Genomic DNA, 22,534 nt, shown 5'->3' on the forward strand with positions numbered 1-22,534 from the left:
CCCACCCGGGGCGGGCGGGCCGCCGCCCCCCCCCCCCCTCGCCCCCCCGCCCGGCCCCCTCGTCCCACCGCCGCGCCCGCCCCGCCGGCTGGGGGCGGCCCGGCCGCGGCGTACCGGTGGACGGGGTGTCAGGTGACGTTGACCGCCGACCAGGCGGCCGCGACCGTCTTGTACTCGGTGCTGGCGGTGCCGCCGTACAGGTCGGACGCCGCCTTCAGGGTGGCGGTGCGGGCGGCCTTGTAGTTGGTGGTGGAGGTCATGTAGACGGTCAGCGCGCGGTACCAGATCGCGGCGGCCTTGGTGCGGCCGATGCCCACGATGGTCGAGCCGTTGGAGGTCGGGCTGTTGTAGCTGACGCCGTTGATGACCTTGGCGCCGCTGCCCTCCGCGAGCAGGAAGAAGAAGTGGTTCGCCACGCCGGACGAGTAGTGCACGTCCACGTTGCCGACCCCGGAGTACCAGGAGTCCTTGGACGCGCCGTCCTTGGAGGGCTTGTCCATGTAGCGGAGCGGCGTGCCGTTCCCGTTGATGTTGATCTTCTCGCCGATCAGGTAGTCACCCGGGTCGACCGACAGGCCCGCGGACCACTCGACCATGGTGCCGAAGATGTCCGAGGTGGCCTCGTTCAGACCGCCGGACTCGCCGGAGTAGACCAGGCCGGCCGTGTTGGCGGTGACGCCGTGGGTCATCTCGTGCCCGGCCACGTCCAGCGCGGTCAGCGGGTGGGTGTTGGAGGCACCGTCGCCGTACGTCATGCAGAAGCAGGAGTCGCTCCAGAACGCGTTGACGTAGTTGCTGCCGTAGTGCACCCGGCTGACCGCGCCGACGTTGTCGTTGCGGATGCCCAGGCGGTTGAAGCTGTTCTTGTAGTAGTCCCAGGTCGCCACCGCACCGTACTGGGCGTCCACGGCGGCCGACTGGACGTTGGTCGCCAGCCCGTTGCCCCAGACGTTGTCCGCGTCGGTGAACAGCGTGCCGTTGCCCGAGGTGCCGCCGGCCAGGCCGACGGTGCGGGTGTTGCCCCGGGTCGGGTCCTTCAACTCGTAGGTCGAGCCGGTGTAGTTGGTGGTCAGGGTGACCGAACCCACGTGCACGCCCTTGCCACTACCGGTGGCGGCGGTCGCGAGGTACTGCTCGTGGCTGGCGAGCACCTCGCCGGTGGCGGCGTCGGTGACCAGGTTCTGCGCACTGGGGGCGCCGCTCTCCCGGACGCCCTCGACCACGGTCTGGTACGCCAGGCGCGGGGTGCCGGACTGGGCCCAGACCACCAGGACCGGGCTGCCGGTGCCGGTGATCGCCTTGAGCGGCGACTCGTCCTCGTCGATGGTCAGACCGACGGTGGCCTGCACGGCGCCGGTGGCCTGCTTGGCGGCCTTCTCGGCCGGCACGGCCGGGGTCAGACTGGACAGCGCGAGCTGCGCCTCGGTGGCCCGGTCGATCGAGCTGACCCTGCCGTTCGGCGCGAAGTGCGCGACCAGGTCGCCGCCCAGCACGGAGAGGCCGGAGTAGGTGCGCTCGAAGCGCAGGTGCTTGGCGCCGGAGGCGTCGATCACGGCGTCCTTGGCGACCAGCGCCTCCGCGGCGCCGAGGCCGAGCGCCTTCCCCACGACGGGGGCGTACGACTGGGCCAGCGCCTTGAGTTCGGCGCGCTGGAAGGTGGAGCCCTTGCTGCTCACCGGGGTCGGTGCGGCCTGGGCGGTCCCGGCGCCGATCTGGACGGCGCTGGCGAGGATCACCGTGGCGGAGAGTGCGGCTCCGACTGTCAGCTTTCGCTTCACGTACGGGTTCCTTCCGGGAATCAACCGCGTGTGCGCGGTCGCACCTCGCTCCGGGGCGCCATGGGTTGGCGCCTGCGGGGCGGAGCGGATGCTGACGTGCTGCTCCGTGCGGTCAAGCGGCATCGGCCGGAGGTGGGTGGGGCGGCCGGTGTCGTGACGGGGCTGGCCAGAAGCATGACAATCCACCTGATGAAATGACAGGTCTCGGACCAGAGTTGGCCAGCTCCCGCCATCGGGTCCGGTGCGGGGGATGGCCGGATCCCCCGTCCGACGAAGTCGGACATTCCCCCCGGAATCGGTGCGTCATGGCGGGCCCCGCCGGGCCACGATTCGCCCCGACGGTCGAAAATCGGCAACTCCCTTGATCTGCAAGGCAGTTGTCGAACCGGAAGGTAACCTCACCGTTCCGTCGATCCCCGTGCCGCGTCCTGGCGGGACCTCGCCAGGGCGTCCCCTTGTCCGCCGTCCTGGACACCTGCTACCCGCCGGAGGAGGCGCCGGTACGGTGGAGGGGTGGCCAAGCCCCTCGCTCTCGAATTCGACCCGATCGCCCGCGCCGACGAACTCTGGACCAGCCGCTGGGGCGGCGTTCCCTCGATGTCGGCCATCACCTCGGTGATGCGCGCCCATCAGATCCTGCTCGGCCGGGTGGATGCCGTGGTCAAGCCGTACGGGCTGACCTTCGCCCGGTACGAGGCCCTGGTGCTGCTCACCTTCAGCCGGACCGGCGAGCTCTCGCTCTCCAAGGTCGGCGAGCGCCTGATGGTGCACCCGACCAGCGTCACCAACACCGTCGACCGGCTGGAGCGGGCCGGCCTGGTGGCCCGCCGCCCCAACCCGCTGGACGGCCGCGGCGTGCTGGCGGCCATCACCGACCGGGGCCGGGAGGTGGTCGAGCAGGCCACCCGGGACCTGATGGCGATGGACTTCGGCCTGGAGGGGTACGACGAGGAGCAGTGCCGGCAGATCTTCGACGTGCTGCGGCCGCTCCGGGTGGCGGCGGGCGACTTCCGGCAGTGACCGCCGGGACGACCCGGCGGCGACCCGTGCGCGGGACGCCCGGTAAGGGCGGTTACCCTCGATGCCATGAAGCAGAGTGTGCTGACCCGCTACCGGGTCCTGGCGTATGTGACGGGTGTCCTGCTGGTCCTGCTGGTCCTGGGCATGATCGGCAAGTACGCGCTGGACCTGTCGGGAGCGCCCGCGTTCACCACCGCGGTCGGCATCGCGCACGGCTGGCTGTACGTGCTCTACCTGGTGTTCGCCTTCGACCTCGGCACCAAGGCGAAGTGGCCGATGCGCAAGCTGGCCTGGGTGCTGCTGGCCGGCACCGTGCCGACCGCCGCGTTCTTCGTCGAGCGCCGGGTCTCCCGCGAGGTGGCCCCGCTGATCGTCGACGCGGAGCCGGTCCGGGCCTGACCCGCCGTCACGCCACGAGAGGCGCCCCTCCCCGACACGGGAGGGGCGCCTCTCCGTCGTCCGGCGGCCATCGACAGATACTAGGACGTCCGAGTAAATTGATAGGACATCCAAGTAACTGGTCCCGCACCCACAAGGCAGCGGCCGCAACGGAGTGGAGTCGGAGTCTGATGGACGCCGAGGAGATCGACGCAGGTCGGGCCCGCTGGCAGCAGCGGTACGACAAGGCTCGCAAGCGCGAGGCCGACTTCACCACCCTGAGCGGCGACCAGGTGGAGCCGGTCTACGGCCCGCCCGCCGGGCAGCCGTACGAGGGCTTCGAGCGGATCGGCTGGCCGGGGGAGTACCCCTACACCCGCGGTCTGCACGCCACCGGCTACCGGGGGCGGACGTGGACGATCCGCCAGTTCGCCGGCTTCGGCAACGCCGAGCAGACCAACGAGCGCTACCGGATGATCCTGGACTCCGGCGGCGGCGGCCTCTCGGTCGCCTTCGACATGCCGACCCTGATGGGCTACGACTCCGACGACGCCAAGTCGCTCGGCGAGGTCGGCCACTGCGGGGTGGCGATCGACTCCGCCGCCGACATGGAGGTGCTGTTCCACGGCATCCCGCTCGGCGAGGTGACCACCTCGATGACGATCAGCGGTCCCGCCGTGCCGGTCTTCTGCATGTACCTGGTGGCCGCCGAGCGCCAGGGCGTCGACCCGGCGGTGCTCAACGGCACGCTGCAGACCGACATCTTCAAGGAGTACATCGCGCAGAAGGAGTGGCTGTTCGCCCCCGAGCCGCACCTGCGCCTGATCGGCGACCTGATGGAGTACTGCGCCACGGGCATCCCCGACTACAAGCCGCTCTCGGTCTCCGGCTACCACATCAGGGAGGCCGGGGCCACGGCCGCGCAGGAGCTCGCCTACACCCTGGCGGACGGCTTCGGGTACGTCGAGCTCGGTCTCTCGCGCGGTCTGGACGTCGACGTCTTCGCGCCGGGGCTGTCCTTCTTCTTCGACGCGCACCTGGACTTCTTCGAGGAGATCGCCAAGTTCCGCGCCGCGCGCCGGATCTGGGCCCGCTGGATGCGCGAGCGGTACGGCGCGAAGACCGACAAGGCGCAGTGGCTGCGGTTCCACACCCAGACGGCGGGCGTCTCGCTGACGGCCCAGCAGCCGTACAACAACGTGGTCCGGACGGCCGTCGAGGCGCTGTCGGCGGTGCTCGGCGGCACCCAGTCGCTGCACACCAACGCACTGGACGAGACCCTCGCGCTGCCCTCCGAGCAGGCGGCGGAGATCGCGCTGCGCACCCAGCAGGTGCTGATGGAGGAGACCGGCGTCGCCAACGTGGCCGACCCGCTGGGCGGTTCCTGGTACGTCGAGGCCCTCACCGACCGGATCGAGCAGCAGGCCGAGGCGATCTTCCAGCGCATCCTGGACAAGGCGACGGCGGACCACCCGATCGGGCCGATGACCTCCGGCATCCTGCGCGGGATCGAGGAGGGCTGGTTCACCGGGGAGATCGCGGAGGCCGCCTTCGTCTATCAACAGGGTGTGGAGAAGGGCGAGAAGCGCGTGGTCGGCGTCAACTGCCACCCGCGCAGCGTCACTCCCGAGCTGGAGATCCTCCGGGTCAGCCACGAGGTCGAGCGCGAGCAGGTCCGGACGCTGGCCGCCCGGAAGGCCGCCCGGGACGACGCGGCGGTGCAGGCCGCTCTCGCGGAGCTGCTCGCGGCGGCCCGCTCCGGGGCGAACATGATCCCCCCGATGCTCACCGCCATCCGCGCGGAGGCCACCCTCGGGGAGATCTGCAACGCCCTCCGCGACGAGTGGGGCATCTACCGCGAGACCGCGATGTTCTAGAACAACCACCAGGGGCTCGGACCTGGCGCCAGCTGGTTCGGAAGGCAAGGGCTCGGGGCTGTGCTGTTGTGCGGCTCCGCCGCGTGGGCGATGCCGGCCTTTTGGCAGGTGCTCAGCCCGCTACGGTCCAGGGGCTCGGGGCGCTGCTGTTGTGCGGCTCCGCCGCGTGGGCGACGCCGGCCTTTGGCAGGTGCTTCGGAAGAGTCAGGGGCTCGGGGAACTGCGACGCCGACCCTTGCAAGGTGATCCGTGCGTGGGCGGTCAGGCACTTTCGCAGTGACCCCGGCGCCAGATCTCCTCGCAGTTCCCCGAGCCCCTGGGTAGTTGACGGCTGAGCGCCTGCCTAGGGCGCAGCCCGAGCCCCTGGGTAGTGCAACTGGAGCGCCTGCCTAGGGCGCAGCCCGAGCCCCTGGGTAGTGCAACTGGAGCGCCTGCCTAGGGCGCAGCCCGAGCCCCTGGGTAGTGCAACTGGAGCGCCTGCCTAGGGCGCAGCCCGAGCCCCTGGGTAATGCAACTGAAGCGCCTGCCTAGGGCGCAGCCCGAGCCCCTGGGTAGTGCAAGTGGAGCGCCTGCCTAGGGCGCAGCCCGAGCCCCTGGGTAGTGCAAGTGGAGCGCCTGCCTAGGGCGCAGCCCGAGCCCCTGGACTGTGAGCCCGGAGGGCCTGGCTGCAGGGAGGTGTCAGGCCTCGCCGAGGGCTGCGGAGAGGCCCGGGAGGGGGCTGAGGAGGAGGGTGGTGAAGCGGTGGATCCACTCCGGGGTGCAGGGTTCGCCGCTGACCAGCATCCGGTGCTCGACGGTGCCGGCGATGGTGTCGAAGATGATCGAGATCTCCTCACCGGCCGTCACCTCGTCCCGGTCCGGGCCGAGTTCGCCGCGGCGCTGCGCGTTCGCCCGCCCCTGCTGCACCAGGTGCTTCTGCGGGTCGACGATCCGCTCCCTGATCCGCTGCCGGAGCTGCGGGTCCCGGGTGCCCTCGGCGAACAGCGCGAGCAGGGCGGCCTGGGTCTCCGGGCGGGCCAGCAGCTCGGCGAAGCGGAACACCACGGCCTCGATGTCGGCCCGCAGGCTGCCCAGGTCGGCGACCTCCAGGTCGTCGAACAGGCTGGCCACCGCGTCGACCACGAGTTCGTTCTTGGACGGCCAGCGGCGGTAGAGGGTGGTCTTGGCGACCCCGGCCCGGATCGCGACGTGGCCCATGGTCAGTCCGCCCCAGCCGAGTTCGGCCAGTGCGGCGCGGGTGGCGTCCAGGATCGCGAGGTCGGCGGCGGCACTGCGGGGCCGTCCCTTGCCGCGTGCGGGTGCGGCGGGGTCGGGGGCGGTGGGCTGCCGGGTGGTGGGGGCCACCGAGCCTCCTTGCGGTTTACCTGCGAGTAACTTGAGCTGCACACGGTAGCGACATATCGGCCGTAGCGGGACCCGGGAGGTCCCCGAAAGTGGGGCAGCTCACGTACCCGGTTGTCCGGAGGGGCTTGCGGCACCGACCCGGGGTGCAGATACGCTACGACTCGTAGCGAATAGAGCGACAACCACGCGCCGATCCGGGGATCGGGTGGGCGCGGGGCGCGGATGGGGATCCGCGCCGGACTCCTTCGACTACCGGGGAGGCGACTCCCGCCGACGCCGGACCGGAGAGGCCCCCGGGCCTTTCCCGGCAGTTGGCACACGTCACGGGTGCGGACGGGGGAGGATAGTGCCATGCAGCCACGGAATTCAGGTCTCAACAGCTCCGCCCTGCGCGGTGCGGTCGATCTCGCCGCAGTGAAGGCGGCCGGAGAGGCCGCCCAGAAGGCCGAGCAGGCCAGGGCCGAGCGGGCCCGCCAGGCCGCCGCCGCAGAGGCGGACGGCATCGTCCCGCCCACCGCCTCCTACCCGCTGGTGCTCGACGTCAGCGAGGACACCTTCGAGGCCGAGGTCGTACAGCGCTCGGCCGAGGTGCCGGTGGTGGTGGACTTCTGGGCCGAGTGGTGCGGGCCGTGCAAGCAGCTCAGCCCGATCCTGGAGCGGCTCGCCGAGGAGTACGCCGGCCGGATCGTGCTGGCGAAGATCGACGTCGACGCCAACCAGTTGATCGCCCAGCAGTTCGGCATCCAGGGCATCCCGGCCGTGATGGCAGTGGTGGCCGGCCAGCTCGTCCCGCTGTTCCAGGGCGCCGAGAACGAGGCCAACGTCCGTAAGATCATCGACCAGTTGATCGCGGTGGCCGAGCAGCGCTTCGGCATCGTCGGCGGTGCCGGTGCGCCCGAGGGCCAGGCCCCGGCCGCCGCCCTGCCGCCGGAGGACCCGGCGCTCGCGGCCGCGCACGACGCGCTGGACCGGGGCGACCTGGGCGGCGCCGTGCAGGCGTACCGGAACGTGCTGGCCGACCAGCCCGGCAACGTCGAGGCCAGGCTCGGTCTGGCGCAGGCCCAGTTGCTGCAGCGGGTCGAGCAGCTCGACCCGCAGGCGGTCCGGGCGGCCGCGGCGGACGATCCCAAGAACGTCGCGGCCCAACTGGACGCGGCCGACCTGGACCTGGTGGGCGGTCACGTCGAGGACGCCTTCGGGCGCCTGGTGGACACCGTCGGCCGGACGTTCGGCGAGGACCGGGACACCGCCCGGCTGCGGCTGCTGGAGCTGTTCGAGGTGATCGGCGCCGAGGACCCGCGGGTGGGCGCCGCCCGGACCGCACTGGCCCGCGTACTGTTCTGAACACCCGCCGCTGGCACGGCCGGTGACCTGCGGTGCCGTGGGTGATTTGGCGACAATGCGCAGGAATTCGCGGGCCTTTATCAAATCTTGACCACACCCTCTCCTCATCACCATCGGTGACGGGGGGAGGGTGTTTCGCTGGTGTTTCCAAGCTGTTTCCCCGCTGACGGCCCGCCAGATCGTCACTCTCCGTGAGAAATCTCCGGATTCCATGATCGACAGTTACCGATGTTGGATTACCCGTCAGTAACGAACCTCTTGTACTTCGCTGGGGATTCAAGCACGATCGGCCACGCCCGGTCCTCTCCCCAGAGGTCCCCACCGGGTGGTCGCCGGCCCAGGCCGGCGGCTGAGGGCAGGGGGGTATCCGCAGATCCCAGAACAGCGCGGGTCCTGTCCTTTCCGGCCGCGCACCCCTGCGCGGCCGTAGGTTGTCGCCGCTACAGAGGACGTGGCTCTCTCCCATCCCAGCCGGGCCGGCGCGGGACGCGCCGGGAACGGCCGGAGATGTACGTCCCAGAAGGAGGACTCGCATGTCCCAGACTTTCGGCAAGACCCGTTGGAAGCGTTTCGCGATCGTCATGGTTCCGAGCATCGCCGCCACCGCGGCCATCGGCGTGAGCCTCGCGAGCAACGCGCTGGCCGCCTCGTTCAGCGTCTCGGGCCAGGACTTCAAGGTCACCACCTCGCGCCTGACCGGCACGAACTTCGCCCAGTTCGGCGGGGTCGACTTCGAGGTCAACGGTACGCCGCACCCGATCGCCATCTCGACCTTCGACACGGCGACCATCAACAACATGTGCCAGTCGGTGAAGACCAACCTCGGTCCGCTCGGTGACTGGACCCTGGTGCTGAACGCCGGTGGCGACCCGAAGAACCCGGTCACCGCCGAGAACCTGATCCTGGACGTCTCCGAGCTCAAGGCGGACGCCCAGTTCAAGAACATCAACATCGGCCAGGACGCCTCCACCCTCGGGCACAAGGACGGCGACTCGATCGACGTCGTCCGCAAGCAGGGCAAGCTGCCCACCGGCGCCCGGGGCTTCGCCCAGGCCGCCGACGAGGCGATCCTGACCGACGTCAAGCAGACCGCGTGGGCGACCACCGCGGGCACCTTCAAGCTCAACGGCCTGAAGCTCAACATCAAGAAGGGCGCGGGCCAGGGCATCGAGTGCTACATGCCCGAGGCCGGCTGACGGTCCGTCCCCGGACGACCGACCGCTCGTCACGGCCGGGGCGGGGCCTCCGCCCCGTCCCGGCCGTACCCTCTCCGACTTCCCGCCTGCGAGTACCACCGAGGAGCTGCCTCGTGTCCAGCGCTACCGTCCCCCCGTGGCCCCAGCAGGAGGGCCAGGCCACCCCCTGGGAGAGGTTCCACACCTGGCGGCACACCCGACCGTTCTGGGGCGGGCTGCTGGCCATCCTGGCGGGCGGGCCGATCCTGTACTTCCCGTACTTCCACCTGAAGCTCGGTCAGCTCACGATGGCCATGTCGACCACGGCCGGCGCGGGTTCGCTGGTGATCGGCGTGCTGCTGATCGCGCTCGGGCTGACCGCGTGGTTCCAGCCGCTGGTCCGGGTGTTCTGCGGGGTGGCCACCACCATCCTGAGCCTGATCTCCATCCCGGTCTCCAACTTCGGCGGCTTCCTGCTCGGCTTCCTGCTCGGCCTGGTGGCCGGCGGTCTGCTGGTCTCCTGGGCCCCGCTGAAGCCCGAACCGGTCGTCGAGGGAGCCGAGTTCACCGGTGAGCAGCCGGCCCCCGCCGGGCTGCCGGAGCAGGCCGCCCTGGCGTACGGCGCGCTCCCGCACGAGCCGGGCCAGGGAGAGCCGCCCGTCGCGGCCCCGGCCGACACCCAGGTGCTGCCCGCCCAGCCGCAGGCCGCCGATCCGGAGGGGCAACGGTGACCGACCGAGACGAGGTGGCCGGCGTCCGGCTGCCGGGCCCGCGGCACGCCGCCGCACGGCGCGGCTCCCGCCTGCGCGGCCGGGCGTTCGCGCTGGCCGCCGTCCCCACCGCGCTGCTGATGGGCACGATCCCGTCGCTGGCCTCCGCCGACACCCCGAAGAACTGCGCCAGCGCCCCGGACACGGTGCTGGAGGAGATCCCGGTCCCGCAGAGCGAGCTGACCCCGCTGCCGGGCACCCCCGGGCTGCCCGGGGCGACGCCGTCCACCACGCCCGGCACGGTGCCGAGCGGCTCCGCGAGCGCCCCCGCGCCGGTCGGCACCCCCAGCCCGTCCGCCCCGGCCACCGAGCGCGCCTCCCGGAGCGGCTCCCGGCCGAGCGGCATCATCGACGACATCGTGGACGTCTTCCTGCCCGCCAGGCCGAGCAACTCCCCGACGCCGACTCCGAGTTCCGCGAAGCCGACCGCCACGCCGGTGACCACGCCCAGCCCGGCCGCTCCGCCGGCACCGGTGGCCGGGACGCCGGCCGGCACCCCGTCCGCCACCTCGGGGCCGACCGCAGGCGCCAAGTCGCCGTCCGCCGCGGCCAAGCCCAAGTCGGCCGCGAAGACCTCGGCCTCGCCCTCGGCCGACCCGAACTGCTCGCTGGACACCAGCTCGGTGAAGGCCCTCAAGGCCGGCCCCGGGCACGTGGTGCCGGAGCAGAACTGGACGCTCCGCTCGACCCGGCTGGCGCTGCACGGCTCGGTCTTCAACGGCGTCTACGACGTGAAGACCCCGACCGGCACCAAGCGGGTGCTGAAGTTCACCACCGCGAGCGTGGACATCGAGAACCTCGACATGTCGACGATTCAGATCCCCGGCAAGACCTTCCACGTGAAGAGCCGCCCGGGGTCGACCTCGACCATGCGCCAGGGCCCGGTCACCATGTACGTGGAGAGCCTCTCGGGCCACCTGGCCGAGGTGCTCGGCCTGCCGATCCCGATCGACCTGGGCGAGATCACGCTCACCCCGGACACCCTGCCGAAATGGCTCTGGGACATGCTCAGCACCGTCCCGATCCCGCTGGACCTGACCCTGACCGGCGCCAAGGCCGTCCAGGCCGGTCAGTTCGGCGGCACCCTGACGATCCCCGGCATGCACCTCTTCAACGACACCACGCCGTACTAGGTACGGCCGTCACGCCCGTGGGGCGCCCCGGAGACTCCGGGGCGCCCCACGGGCGTTCTGCGGGCGGGGCTCAGCGGGCCGCGCGGGTGCCCAGGTGGTGCACCTGGACCATGTTGGTGTTGCCGGGGATGCCGGGCGGGGAGCCGGCCGTCACGATGACGGTGTCGCCCTCGTTCAGCCGACGCAGCGCCAGCAGCTCCTGGTCGACCTGGGCCACCATCGCGTCGGTGGTCTCCACCTGCTCGGTCACGTACGCCTCGACGCCCCAGCTCAGCGAGAGCTGGTTGCGGGTGGCGACGTCCGGGGTGAAGGCCACCACCGGGATCGGCGAGCGGTAGCGGGAGAGCCGGCGCGCGGTGTCGCCGGACTTGGTGAACGCCACCAGTGCCTCGGCGTTCAGGAAGTCGCCCAGCTCGCAGGCGGCGCGGGCGATCGAGCCGCTCTGGGTGCGCGGCTTGCGGCCCGGGTTGAGCGGCTGGAGGCCCTGCGAGAGCAGCTCCTCCTCGGCCGTCTCGGCGATCCGGCTCATCGTCTTGACCGTCTCGACCGGGTACTTGCCGACGCTGGACTCGGCGGAGAGCATGATCGCGTCCGCCCCGTCCAGGATCGCGTTGGCGACGTCCGAGACCTCGGCGCGGGTCGGCCGCGAGGCGTGGATCATCGACTCCATCATCTGGGTGGCGACGATCACCGGCTTGGCGTTCCGGCGGGCCAGCGTGATCAGCTGCTTCTGGACCAGCGGCACCTTCTCCAGCGGGTACTCCACCGCGAGGTCGCCACGGGCCACCATGATCGCGTCGAAGGCGAGGACGATCTCCTCCATCGCCTCGACGGCCTGCGGCTTCTCGATCTTGGCGATGACGGGGACGCGGATGCCGACCTCGTCCATCACCTTGTGCACGTCGTGGATGTCGCCCGCGTTCCGGACGAAGGAGAGCGCGACCATGTCGACGCCCAGCTCCAGTGCGAACCGCAGGTCGTCCTTGTCCTTCTCGGACAGCGCGGGCACGTTCACGGCCGCGCCGGGCAGGTTGATGCCCTTGTTGTTCGAGAGCACGCCGCCCTCGATCACCACGGTCCTCACCCGCGGGCCGTCGACGCTGACGACCTCCAGGGCGATGACGCCGTCGTTGATCAGGACCGGGTCGCCGGGCTTCACGTCGCCGGGCAGGCCCTTGTAGGTGGTGCCGCAGATGTGCTGGTCCCCGGGCACATCCTCGGTGGTGATGGTGAACTCGTCACCGTTGTCGACCGTCACCGGGCCGTTGGCGAAGGTCGCCAGACGGATCTTCGGGCCCTGGAGGTCGGCCAGGATGCCGATGGTGCGGCCGGTGTCCTCGGACACCTGGCGGACCTTGCGGTACCGCTCCTCGTGCTCCGCGTGGGAGCCGTGGCTCATGTTCAGTCGGGCGACGTTCATGCCCGCTTCGACGATGGCCTTCAGCTGTTCGTAGGAGTCCGTGGCAGGACCCAGGGTGCAGACAATTTTCGCTCGGCGCATATCGGTCAGTCTATCCGTTCGTGTTATGGGTGCATTCCGCCCGAAGGGGGAGAGATCGCCGACGAAGCATCCCGAGGCGTGGGATGCTGACGCTTCGTCAGGCTCCGTGCACCAGGGCGAAGGACTGCTGGGCGATCTCCAGCTCCTCGTCCGTGGGTACCACTGCGACGGTGACCCGTCCGTATTCGGGGGAGATCACCCGGGGCTCGCCGGAGCGGACCGAGTTCAGCTCCTGGTCCACCGCGATGCCGAGCTCCTCCAGACCGGCGCAGGCGGCCGCGCGGACCGGCGCGGCGTTCTCGCCGACCCCGGCGGTGAACGCGATCGCGTCCACCCGGCCGAGCACCGCGTAGTAGCCGCCGAGGTACTTGCGCAGCCGGTGGATGTACGCGTCGAAGGCCAGCTTCGCGTCCTGGTCGCCGTCGTCCGCCCGGCGCATGATCTCGCGCATGTCGTTGTCGCCGCACAGGCCGAGCAGGCCGCTGCGGCGGTTCAGCAGCTCGTCGATCTGGTCGATGCTCAGGCCGCCCACCCGGTGCAGGTGGAAGACCACGCCCGGGTCGACGTCACCCGAACGAGTGCCCATCACCAGGCCCTCCAGGGGGGTGAGGCCCATCGAGGTGTCCACGCAGACCCCGCCCGCCACCGCCGAGGCCGAGCCGCCGTTGCCCAGGTGCAGCACGATCACGTTCACCTCGGCCGGGTCCTTGCCGAGCAGCCGGGCGGTGGCCCGCGAGACGTACTGGTGCGAGGTGCCGTGGAAGCCGTAGCGGCGCACCCGGTGTTCGTCCGCCACCGCCTTGTCGATCGCGTACCTGGCCGCGTACTCCGGCATGGTGGCGTGGAAGGCGGTGTCGAAGACCGCCACCTGCGGCAGGTCGGGGCGGAGCGCCCGGGCCACCTCGATGCCGGTGATGTTGGCCGGGTTGTGCAGCGGGGCGACCGGGATCAGCCGGCGGATCTCGGTCAGCACCTCGTCGGTGACCAGGGTCGGCGTGGTGAACCGCTGTCCGCCGTGCACCACCCGGTGGCCGATCGCGGCCAGCTCGGGGGAGTCCAGGCCGAGGCCGTCGGCGGTCAGCTCCTCGGCCACCGCCTTGAGCGCGGCGCCGTGGTCCGGGAAGACCTGGACGGTCTCCCGGCGGGTGCCGTCGGGCGGGGTGTGGGCGAGCCGGCCGTTGCCCTCGCCGATCCGCTCGACCAGGCCGGAGGCCAGCCGGGCGCCGTCCACCATGTCGATCAGCTGGTACTTGACCGACGAGGAGCCGGCGTTGAGCACGAGGACCCGGGTGGCGTCGGTCACGAGGTCGCTCCTTCGGTCGGTGCGGTCTGTTCGTTCTGGGCCTGGATCGCGGTGATCGCGACGGTGTTGACGATGTCCTGCACCAGCGCCCCCCGGGACAGGTCGTTGACCGGCTTGCGCAGGCCCTGGAGCACCGGGCCGACCGCCACCGCGCCGGCCGAGCGCTGCACCGCCTTGTAGGTGTTGTTGCCGGTGTTGAGGTCCGGGAAGATCAGCACGGTGGCCCGGCCGGCCACCGCCGACCCCGGCAGCTTGGTGGCCGCGACGTGCGCGTCGACCGCCGCGTCGTACTGGATCGGCCCCTCCACCAGCAGGTCCGGGCGCAGCTCGCGGACCAGCTCGGTGGCCTTGCGGACCTTGTCCACGTCCGCGCCGGAGCCGGAGGTGCCGGTGGAGTAGGAGAGCATCGCGACCCGGGGCTCGACGCCGAACTGGGCGGCGGTCTCGGCGGACTGGATGGCGATGTCGGCCAGCTGCTGGGCGTCCGGGTCGGGGTTGACCGCGCAGTCGCCGTAGACCAGCACCTTGTCGGCCAGGCACATGAAGAAGACCGAGGAGACGATCGCCGCGCCCGGTGCGGTCTTGATCACCTCGAAGGCGGGGCGGATGGTCGCGGCGGTGGAGTGCACCGCGCCGGAGACCATGCCGTCGGCGATGCCCTCCTGGACCATCAGGGTGCCGAAGTAGGAGACGTCGGTGACCACGTCCAGCGCCAGCTCGACCGTCATGCCCTTGTGCGCGCGCAGCTTGGCGTACAGCTCGGCGAACTGCTGGCGGAGCGGGCTGGTGGCCGGGTCGACCAGCCGGGCCCTGGCCCGGTCGGCGCCGTCGCCCTCGGTCGGCAGGGTGATGCCGAGCGCGGCGGCCTTGCGGCGGATCGCGTCCGGCTCGCCCAACAGGGTGAGGTCGCAGATGTTGCGGCGCAGCAGCACCTCGGCCGCGCGGAGCACCCGCTCCTCGGTGCCCTCCGGCAGCACCACGTGCCGGCGGGCGCCCCTGGCCCGCTCCAGCAGCTCGTGCTCGAACATCATCGGGGTGACCCGCTCGGACCGGCTGAGCTCGATCCGGCTGGTCAACTCGGCCGTGTCGACGTGCAGTTCGAACAGGCCGAGGGCGATCTCGGCCTTCCGGGGGCTGGCCTGGGTGAGCCTGCCCTCCAGATGGGTGAGCGCGGCGGCGGTCAGCCAGCTGCCCTCCGGGACCACGGCGACCGGGGTGCCGGGGGCCAGCCGGGCGGCCAGCGCCATCACGTTCGGGCCGGGGTGCTGACCGAGCGTCAGCAGCACACCGGCGATCGGCGGGGCGCCCGCCGCGTGCGCGGCCAGCGAGCCGATCACCAGGTCGGCCCGGTCCCCGGGGGTGACCACCAGCGCGCCCTCGGTCAGCGCGGTCAGGAAGGTCGGCAGCATCGCGCCGCCGAACACGAAGCCCCGGACGTCCCTGGCCAGGCCCGCCGCGTCGCCGAGCAGCAGCTCGGCGCCGGTCGCCTCGATCAGCTGGGCCACCGTCGGGGCGGCCAGCGCCGGCTCCTCCGGCAGGACGTACGCGGGGATGGCGAGCTTCTCGGCCAGCGTGCGCTGGATCTGCTGCTTGGCGCCGGGGGCGACCCGGTTGGCGATCATCGCCAGCATCGAGCAGCCCAGGTCGCGGTAGGCCCGGTGGGCGTTGCGCACCTCGGCGATCACCGCCTGCGGGTCCTCGTCGTGGCCGCCGACCACCGGCAGCACCCAGGCGCCGAACTCGTTCGCCAGCCGGGCGTTGAAGGCCAGCTCGTCCGGGATGTTGGTGTCGGCGAAATCGGTACCGAGCACCAGCACGGCCTGGCAGCGGCGCTCCAGCGCGCGGAACCGGTCGACCAGGGTGGAGACCAGCTCGTCCTGCCCCTGCGCCGCCTGGAGCGCGGCCGCCTCCTCGTAGGTGAGGCCGTACAGCTCGGTGGTCGGCAGGTCGAGCCGGTAGCGGTTGCGGAGCAGCTCCACCACGTGGTCCGAGCCCGGCTCGCCGGGGGCGTGGGCGTGGACCAGGGGACGGAACACGCCGACCCGGTCCACCTGACGGGTGAGCAGTTCCATGACCCCGAGTTCGACGGCCTGTCGGCCGTCCCCTCGGTCGATCCCGGTCACGTACACGCTGCGCGCCACGTGGGAGCTCCGTTCCGGTCGTCCTCAGTGCACGGTCACATTGACCATACATTCGCACCGGGAACGGCCGCCCGCATGCGCGACCACCCGAAGGAGGCAAGGGACGAACGTCCCCGGCGGCCGGGCCTTCCGGCCGGCCGCCGGGGACGGACGGGCGGTCAGTTCGCCGGGCGGAGCCAGACGGTGGCCAGCGGCGGGAGTACCAGCTGGGCGCTGCGCGGCTGGTCGTTCCAGGGGGTGGCGTCGGCCTTGACCGGGTGGGAGTTGCTGACGCCGCTGCCGCCGTACTCGGCGGCGTCGGTGTTCAGGGTCTCCTCCCAGAGCTGGTCGGCGGTGTCCAGGGCGGGCAGGCCGACCCGGTAGCAGTGCCGGACCACGGGGGAGAAGTTCGACACCGCCACCAGCGGGCTGCCGTCGGCGGCGAACCGGACGAAGGAGAGCACGTTGTCCTCGGCCGCGCCGCCGTCCAGCCAGCGGAAGCCGTCCGGGGTGGTGTCCTGCTCCCAGAGCGCCGGGGTGGCCAGGTAACGGCCGTTCAGATCGGCGACCAGGCGCTGCACGCCGCGGTGGTCGGCGGCGGCCGGCCAGTCGTCGCCGAGCACCCACCACTGCGGGCCCTGTTCGTGGTCCCACTCCGCCCCCTGGGCGAACTCCTGCCCCATGAAGAGCAGTTGCTTGCCGGGGTGGGCCCACATGAAGCCCAGGTAGGCACGGTGGTTCGAGCGCTGCTGCCACCAGTCGCCGGGCATCTTGGCGACCAGCGAGCCCTTGCCGTGCACCACCTCGTCGTGCGAGATGGGCAGCACGTAGTTCTCCGAGTACGCGTAGACCATCGAGAAGGTGATCTCGTTGTGGTGGTGCTTGCGGTGCACCGGCTCCTTGGACATGTAGACCAGCGAGTCGTGCATCCAGCCCATGTTCCACTTCAGGCCGAAGCCCAGGCCGCCGGTGTCGGTCGGCCGGGTGACGCCCGCCCAGGCGGTGGACTCCTCGGCGATGGTGACCACGCCGGGGCAGCGCCGGTAGACGGTGGCGTTCATCTCCTGCAGGAAGGCGGCGGCGTCCAGGTTCTCCCGGCCGCCGAACTGGTTCGGGGTCCAGGCGCCGCCCTCGCGGGAGTAGTCGAGGTAGAGCATCGAGGCGACCGCGTCGACCCGGAGGCCGTCGATGTGGAACTCCTCGCACCAGTAGACGGCGTTGGCGACCAGGAAGTTGCGGACCTCGGTGCGGCCGTAGTCGAACTCCAGCGTCCCCCAGTCCGGGTGCTCGGCCCGCAGCGGGTCGGCCGGTTCGTACAGCGGCTCGCCGTCGAACCGGGCCAGCGCGAAGTCGTCCTTGGGGAAGTGCGCCGGCACCCAGTCCACGATCACCCCGATGCCGTGCCGGTGCAGCGTGTCCACCAGGAACCGGAAGTCGTCCGGGCTGCCCAGCCGCGCCGTCGGCGCGTAGAAGCCCGACACCTGGTACCCCCAGGAACCCCCGAACGGATGCTCCATCACCGGCATGAACTCCACATGCGTGAAGTTCAACTCCTCCAGATAGTCCGGGAGTTCGGCGGCGATCTGGCGGTAGGAGGTGAGGTCGGGGCGCCAGGAGGCCAGGTGCAGCTCGTAGACCGACATCGGCGCCCGGTGGTGCACCGTCCGGGCCCGGCGGGCCAGCCAGTCGGCGTCGCCCCACTCGTACGCCGACTCGGTGACCACCGAGGCGGTCTCCGGCGGGCACTGGGTGGCCCGGGCCAGCGGGTCGGCCTTCTTGAGCACCCAGCCCTGCCGGGTGTGGATCTCGTACTTGTACTGGGTGCCCGCCCCCAGGCCCGGGACGAAGAGCTCCCAGATGCCGGAGGAGCCGAGCGAGCGCATCGGGTGACCGGTGCCGTCCCAGTGGTTGAAGTCACCGATCAACCGCACCCCCGCCGCGTTCGGCGCCCACACCGCGAACGCCGTCCCCGGAACACCCTCCACCGTCCGCAGATGCGAACCCAACGCCCGCCACAACTGCTCGTGCCGACCCTCCGCGATCAGATGCAGATCCAACTCACCCAACGTCGGCGGCAACCGGTACCCGTCCTGCTGGACGTACTCCACCCCGTGGTAGGTGACCTGGAGCTGATAGTCCGGCAGCTCGGCCGCCCCGGTCAGCAGACCGGTGAACAGGCCGGACCGAAGGTGCGTCAGCTCCACCGGCCCCTGTCCGGTGAGCACCACCACCCGCTCGGCGAACGGGCGCAGCACCCGGATCGAGACCCCCTCCGAGGTCAGGTGCGCGCCGAGCAGGCCGTGCGGGTCGTGGTGCTCACCGGACAGCAGCCGGTCGATCTCGCTCGGCGGCAGGCCGGCCTCCGGCAGCCGGAGCGCGGCGTGCGGCAGTGGACCGGGCTCCACCGCCACCGGCTCCGCGGTGCCCCGGTCGGAGCCCGCTCCCGTCGCCGCCGGGGCGGCGCCGGTCCGGTGCCGAGCGGGCCGGCCGGCCCGCTCGGGCAGGAAGGTGGCGGGCACGGGCGTGCTGCGGTCGCGCTTCGGGCCGAGCGGGGTCACGGCGGAGTCCTCCTACGGAGTGGATGGGTCAGACGGTCAGGGCCAGGCGGTTGATCGCGGCCAGCGGGATGGGGAGCCAGCTCGGCCGGTGCCGGGCTTCGTAGACCACCTCGTAGACCGCCTTGTCGATCTCCAGCGCCCGCATCAGTTCGGGTGCCGAGGACGGTTCCATGCCACCGCCCGCGGCGTACCCCGCGCAGTACGCCGTCCGGTTGCGCCCCGCCCAGGACGCCGCCAGGTGGGCCAGCTCCGGGTCGGACGGGGTGCCGGCCAGCAGGTGGGCGGCGGCGTAGTCGAAGGACCGCAGCATCGCCGCGACGTCCCGCAGCGCGGGCTGCGGGAGCCTGCGCTCGGCCAGCGGTTTGGCCGGCTCGCCCTCGAAGTCCAGCAGCACCCAGCCGTGCGGGGTGCGCATGGCCTGGCCGAGGTGCAGGTCGCCGTGGATCCGCTGGACCGGCAGGCCGTCCAGGTGATCCGCCGTCAGGGCCTGGAACGCGGCCCGCAGCGCGGGCCGGTACCTGGTCAGCCCGGGGACGGCGGTGACCGCGTGGTCCAGCCGCTCGGTCATCGCGGTGGCCAGCCGGTGGGTCTCGGTCCGGTCCAGCCGGGCCACCGGCATGGTCCTGGCCAGCACCCGGTGCACCTCGGCGGTGGCCCGGCCGAGCCGGTGCGCCTCGATCGCGAAGTTGCCCGGGGACGGGTCGCCCTTCAGCCGCCCGACCTGGTCGAGCGCCAGTTCCCAGCCGTCCTCCGCGTTCGGCAGGTAGCGCTGGAGCAGCCCGAGGGTGGCCGGTTCGGCGCCCTCCATCCGGCTCTCGAACCAGGCGGCCACCCGGGGGATCCGGGTCGAGCCGGCCCGGGAGAGCGCCAGTGAGAGCTCCAGGTCGGGATTGGTGCCGGGACTGATCCGGCGGAACAGCTTGAGGATGAAGGCCGTCCCGTAGATCACCGAGCTGTTGGACTGCTCGGCGGTGGAGGCCCGCCCCGGCAGGTTCCCCGGCAGCCCGGGGCCCGGGGTGCGGCGGAACGACAGCGCGCCGAACCGGTCGCCGGTGGCCAGGTGCTCCAGCAGACGGCCGGTCAGCTCCGGGTCGTGCACGGCGTCGTAGAGCGCGGCGCCGTCGTACGGGCCGCCGCGGAGCCGGCCGAGGACGGCGCCGGGGCCGATCCCCGGCGGCTCCTGCGAGCGGATGCCGAGCAGGAGCTGGTAGACGTCGCACTGGGACGAGCCGCCGTCGCCCGCGTACTCGACCTGGATCAGCAGGTGCAGCAGCGCGGGGTCGCCGACCTGGAGCGGGGTGCCGACCACCGGGGTGATGCTGGTGATCGCGCGCCCCTTGCCCGCGTACCAGCGCTGGCTGGGCAGCCAGCCGATGATCAGCGGCAGCGCGGCCTGGACCAGCTCGCTGACCCCGACGGTGGTCCTCCGAGCCCCCGCGTCACGCGCCCCGAGTGGTCTCGGGGCATCCTGGCGCAGATGGGCTTGAGAACGGGAGGTTTCGGACATGACTCCCTTTCCCCGGAAGCGGGCCGACTGCCCGACGGGTCTGGCCGGGCCCGTCAGTCTTCCGGATTTCGGCGGCGCGACGGCGACGGCACGCGAGCCGGGCTCGGGTGTCACGCCTTAGTGTGGGTGGCCGTTGGGCTGTTCTCCGTACGCGGTGGTGCAGAGATCGCTCGGGGGCGCGTGAAATTTCTCTTCGCGCCCCCGAGGGAAGTGATCTGACTGATCGTTACTTCACTGCTTGTGAGGGTTGCGCAACTGGAACCAGTAGAAGCCGTGCCCGGCCAGGGTCAGCAGGTAGGGCCACTCGCCGATCGACGGGAAGCGAACGCCACCGATCAGCTCCACCGGGTAGCGTCCCCCGTACCGCCGCAGATCCAACTCGGTCGGCTGTGCGAAGCGCGAGAAATTGTTCACGCACATGACCAGGTCACCCTCGTGTTCGCGCACGAAGGCCAGCACCGCGGGGTTGCTGGAGGGCAGTTCGGTGTAGCTGCCGAGGCCGAAGGCCGGATTGAGCTTGCGAATCTCGATCATGCGACGCGTCCAGTGCAGCAACGAGCTCGAACTGCTTTGCTGCGCTTCGACGTTGGTCACCTGATAGCCGTACACCGGGTCCATGATGGGCGGCAGACTGAGCCTGCCCGGGTCGGCGGAGGAGAAACCCGCGTTGCGGTCGGGCGTCCACTGCATCGGGGTCCGGACGCCGTCCCGGTCGCCGAGCCAGATGTTGTCGCCCATGCCGATCTCGTCCCCGTAGTAGAGGACCGGCGAGCCCGGCAGCGAGAGCAGCAGGGCGGTGAACAGCTCGATCTGGTTCCGGTCGTTCTCCAGCAGCGGGGCCAGCCGGCGGCGGATTCCGACGTTGGCCCGCATCCGCGGATCCTTGGCGTACTCCGCGTACATGTAGTCGCGCTCCTCGTCGGTGACCATTTCCAGGGTCAGCTCGTCGTGGTTGCGCAGGAAAATACCCCACTGGCAATTGCCGGGAATGGTCGGCGTCTTGGCCAGGATTTCGGAGACCGGGTAGCGGGACTCCCGGCGGACCGCCATGAAGATCCGCGGCATCACCGGGAAGTGGAACGCCATGTGGCACTCGTCGCCGCCGGAGGCGAAGTCACCGAAGTAGTCGACCACGTCCTCCGGCCACTGGTTGGCCTCGGCCAGCAGCACGGTGTCCGGGTAGTCGGCGTCGATCTCCTTGCGGACCCGGCGGAGGAACTCGTGGGTCTCCGGCAGGTTCTCGCAGTTGGTCCCCTCCCGGGCGAACAGGTACGGCACCGCGTCCAGCCGGAACCCGTCGATCCCGAGGTCCAGCCAGAACCGCAGCCCCGCGATCATCTCCTCCTGCACCCGGGGGTTGTCGTAGTTCAGGTCGGGCTGGTGGGAGAAGAACCGGTGCCAGAAGTACTGCTTCCGGACCGGGTCGTAGGTCCAGTTGCTGGTCTCGGTGTCGACGAAGATGATCCGGGCGTCCGGGTACTGCTTGTCGTCGTCGGCCCACATGTAGAAGTCGCCGTACGGGCCGTCCGGGTCGCGACGGGACTCCTGGAACCACGGGTGCTGGTCGCTGGTGTGGTTCATCACGAAGTCGATCACCACCCGCATGCCGCGCTTGTGCGCCGCGTCGGTGAACTCCACGAAGTCCGCCAGGTCGCCGAACTCCGGCAGCACCGACTTGTAGTCCGCCACGTCGTACCCGCCGTCCCGCAACGGCGAGGCGAAGAACGGCGGCAGCCAGAGGCAGTCCACCCCGAGCCACTGGAGGTAGTCCAGCTTGGAGGTGAGGCCCTTGAGGTCACCCACCCCGTCACCGTTGCTGTCCTGGAACGATCGCACCAGTACCTCGTAGAACACCGCCCGCTTGAACCACTCCGGGTCGAGCTTTCCGGGAGAGGTCTCGGCGAAGGTGTCGGGCACGGGCTCGTTGACTGTCACTGAGGGTTCCTCCGAACCGTGAGGAGGTGGGCCGGCCCGGTGGTGGGATCGAGCCGGACGTAGTTGTGGCGGTGCCAGGTCCAGGAGGCTCCGGTGAGCTCGTCGTGGACCGCGAGCGGCCCGTCCCAGGGCAGGGTGACGGTGGTCTCCTGTGCGTGCCGCGGGTCGAGGTTGACCACGGTGATGACGTGGTCGGTGAGACCGTCCTCGGTGGTGGCGGTCTTGGAGAACGCGAGGACGTGGTCGTTGTCGGTGGGGTGGAAGGTGAGGTCGCGGAGCTGCTGGAGGGCGGGGTGGCGGCGGCGCAGCTGGTTGAGGGTGGTGATCAGTGGGGCCAGGGTGTCGGTGGTGGTCCAGTCGCGGGGGCGGAGTTCGTACTTCTCGGAGTGGGCGTACTCCTCGGTGCCGGGGTGGGTGGGTTGGTTCTCGGCGTGTTCGTAGCCGGCGTAGATGCCCCAGGTGGGGGAGAGGGTGGCGGCGAGGACGGCGCGTAGCGCGAAGGCGGCGGGGGCGGCGTCGGCGAGGTGGCGGGGGAGGATGTCGGGGGTGTTGGCGAAGAAGTTGGGGCGCATGTAGGCGGCGGCGTCGCCGGTGAGTTCGGTGAGGTATTCGGTGAGTTCGGTCTTGCTCTCGCGCCAGGTGAAGTAGGTGTAGGACTGGTGGAAGCCGATCTTGCCGAGGGTGTGCATCATGGCCGGGCGGGTGAAGGCTTCGGCGAGGAAGAGCACGTCGGGGTCGGTGCGGGCGATGTCGCCGAGGACCTTCTCCCAGAACATCACCGGTTTGGTGTG

At 71.1% G+C, this 22,534-nt stretch carries 15 protein-coding genes and 1 pseudogene; 7 read left to right on the forward strand and 9 right to left on the reverse strand.

The window, feature by feature from the left end:
- Positions 1-128: 128 nt before the first annotated feature.
- Positions 129-1,778, reverse strand: a complete 1,650-nt coding sequence (locus ACIRPK_RS09010) for a M4 family metallopeptidase (RefSeq protein WP_403035076.1) — start codon at positions 1,776-1,778, stop codon at positions 129-131.
- Positions 1,779-2,291: 513 nt separating this feature from the next.
- Between ACIRPK_RS09010 and ACIRPK_RS09015 the strand changes: the two genes are divergently transcribed.
- The 3 genes from ACIRPK_RS09015 (at position 2,292) to ACIRPK_RS09025 (ending at position 5,053) form a co-directional block, all read left to right on the forward strand.
- Positions 2,292-2,798, forward strand: coding sequence for a MarR family winged helix-turn-helix transcriptional regulator (locus ACIRPK_RS09015; protein WP_403035078.1), 507 nt, complete (start codon positions 2,292-2,294; stop codon positions 2,796-2,798).
- A gap of 66 nt (positions 2,799-2,864) precedes the next feature.
- Positions 2,865-3,197 (forward strand): DUF3817 domain-containing protein, encoded by a 333-nt coding sequence (locus tag ACIRPK_RS09020; protein ID WP_403035080.1) that lies wholly within the window; start codon positions 2,865-2,867, stop codon positions 3,195-3,197.
- A 170-nt stretch (positions 3,198-3,367) separates the two neighbouring features.
- Positions 3,368-5,053 carry a methylmalonyl-CoA mutase gene (locus tag ACIRPK_RS09025; protein WP_403035083.1) on the forward strand — a complete coding sequence of 562 codons (1,686 nt, stop codon included), beginning with the start codon at positions 3,368-3,370 and terminating at the stop codon, positions 5,051-5,053.
- 678 nt (positions 5,054-5,731) lie between these two features.
- On the opposite strand, the gene ACIRPK_RS09030 is transcribed toward ACIRPK_RS09025, so the two are convergent.
- On the reverse strand, positions 5,732-6,397 hold the full coding sequence (locus tag ACIRPK_RS09030; RefSeq protein WP_403035086.1) for a TetR/AcrR family transcriptional regulator C-terminal ligand-binding domain-containing protein: 666 nt from the start codon (positions 6,395-6,397) through the stop codon (positions 5,732-5,734).
- Positions 6,398-6,748: 351 nt separating this feature from the next.
- Between ACIRPK_RS09030 and trxA the strand changes: the two genes are divergently transcribed.
- The 4 genes from trxA (at position 6,749) to ACIRPK_RS09050 (ending at position 10,819) form a co-directional block, all read left to right on the forward strand.
- The gene (gene trxA / locus ACIRPK_RS09035; RefSeq protein ID WP_403035088.1) at positions 6,749-7,741 is read left to right on the forward strand and encodes a thioredoxin; all 993 of its coding nucleotides are present in this window, start codon (positions 6,749-6,751) and stop codon (positions 7,739-7,741) included.
- Positions 7,742-8,274: 533 nt separating this feature from the next.
- Positions 8,275-8,937 carry a DUF6230 family protein gene (locus ACIRPK_RS09040; protein ID WP_403035091.1) on the forward strand — a complete coding sequence of 221 codons (663 nt, stop codon included), beginning with the start codon at positions 8,275-8,277 and terminating at the stop codon, positions 8,935-8,937.
- Between the two features lie 113 nt (positions 8,938-9,050).
- Entirely contained in the window at positions 9,051-9,647 is a 597-nt protein-coding gene (locus ACIRPK_RS09045; protein ID WP_403035093.1) for a DUF6114 domain-containing protein, read from the forward strand.
- On the forward strand, positions 9,644-10,819 hold the full coding sequence (locus ACIRPK_RS09050) for a hypothetical protein (RefSeq protein WP_403035096.1): 1,176 nt from the start codon (positions 9,644-9,646) through the stop codon (positions 10,817-10,819). The genes ACIRPK_RS09045 and ACIRPK_RS09050 overlap by 4 nt, the downstream gene beginning before the upstream one ends.
- Positions 10,820-10,889: 70 nt before the next feature.
- Here the strand turns inward: ACIRPK_RS09050 and pyk are convergent, their stop codons facing one another.
- The 7 genes and pseudogenes from pyk to ACIRPK_RS09085 form a co-directional block, all read right to left on the reverse strand.
- Entirely contained in the window at positions 10,890-12,320 is a 1,431-nt protein-coding gene (gene pyk, locus ACIRPK_RS09055; protein WP_403035099.1) for a pyruvate kinase, read from the reverse strand.
- 97 nt (positions 12,321-12,417) lie between these two features.
- The gene (locus ACIRPK_RS09060; RefSeq protein WP_403035101.1) at positions 12,418-13,623 is read right to left on the reverse strand and encodes an acetate kinase; all 1,206 of its coding nucleotides are present in this window, start codon (positions 13,621-13,623) and stop codon (positions 12,418-12,420) included.
- Positions 13,620-15,764, reverse strand: a complete 2,145-nt coding sequence (pta, locus tag ACIRPK_RS09065) for a phosphate acetyltransferase (protein WP_403035104.1) — start codon at positions 15,762-15,764, stop codon at positions 13,620-13,622. Before pta ends, ACIRPK_RS09060 begins: the two co-directional genes overlap by 4 nt.
- A gap of 158 nt (positions 15,765-15,922) precedes the next feature.
- Complete coding sequence (glgB, locus tag ACIRPK_RS09070) at positions 15,923-18,301, reverse strand: 1,4-alpha-glucan branching protein GlgB (protein WP_403035106.1); 2,379 nt, start codon at positions 18,299-18,301, stop codon at positions 15,923-15,925.
- Positions 18,302-18,329: 28 nt separating this feature from the next.
- Positions 18,330-19,808, reverse strand: coding sequence for a maltokinase (locus tag ACIRPK_RS09075; protein ID WP_403035108.1), 1,479 nt, complete (start codon positions 19,806-19,808; stop codon positions 18,330-18,332).
- A gap of 231 nt (positions 19,809-20,039) precedes the next feature.
- Complete coding sequence (gene treS, locus ACIRPK_RS09080) at positions 20,040-21,743, reverse strand: maltose alpha-D-glucosyltransferase (protein ID WP_403035111.1); 1,704 nt, start codon at positions 21,741-21,743, stop codon at positions 20,040-20,042.
- Positions 21,740-22,534: pseudogene (locus tag ACIRPK_RS09085) on the reverse strand (alpha-1,4-glucan--maltose-1-phosphate maltosyltransferase); the annotation flags it as partial. The pseudogene ACIRPK_RS09085 and the gene treS, both read right to left, overlap by 4 nt.

Origin of the sequence: Kitasatospora sp. NPDC101801 (assembly GCF_044766665.1) — a bacterium.
Classification (GTDB): domain Bacteria; phylum Actinomycetota; class Actinomycetes; order Streptomycetales; family Streptomycetaceae; genus Kitasatospora.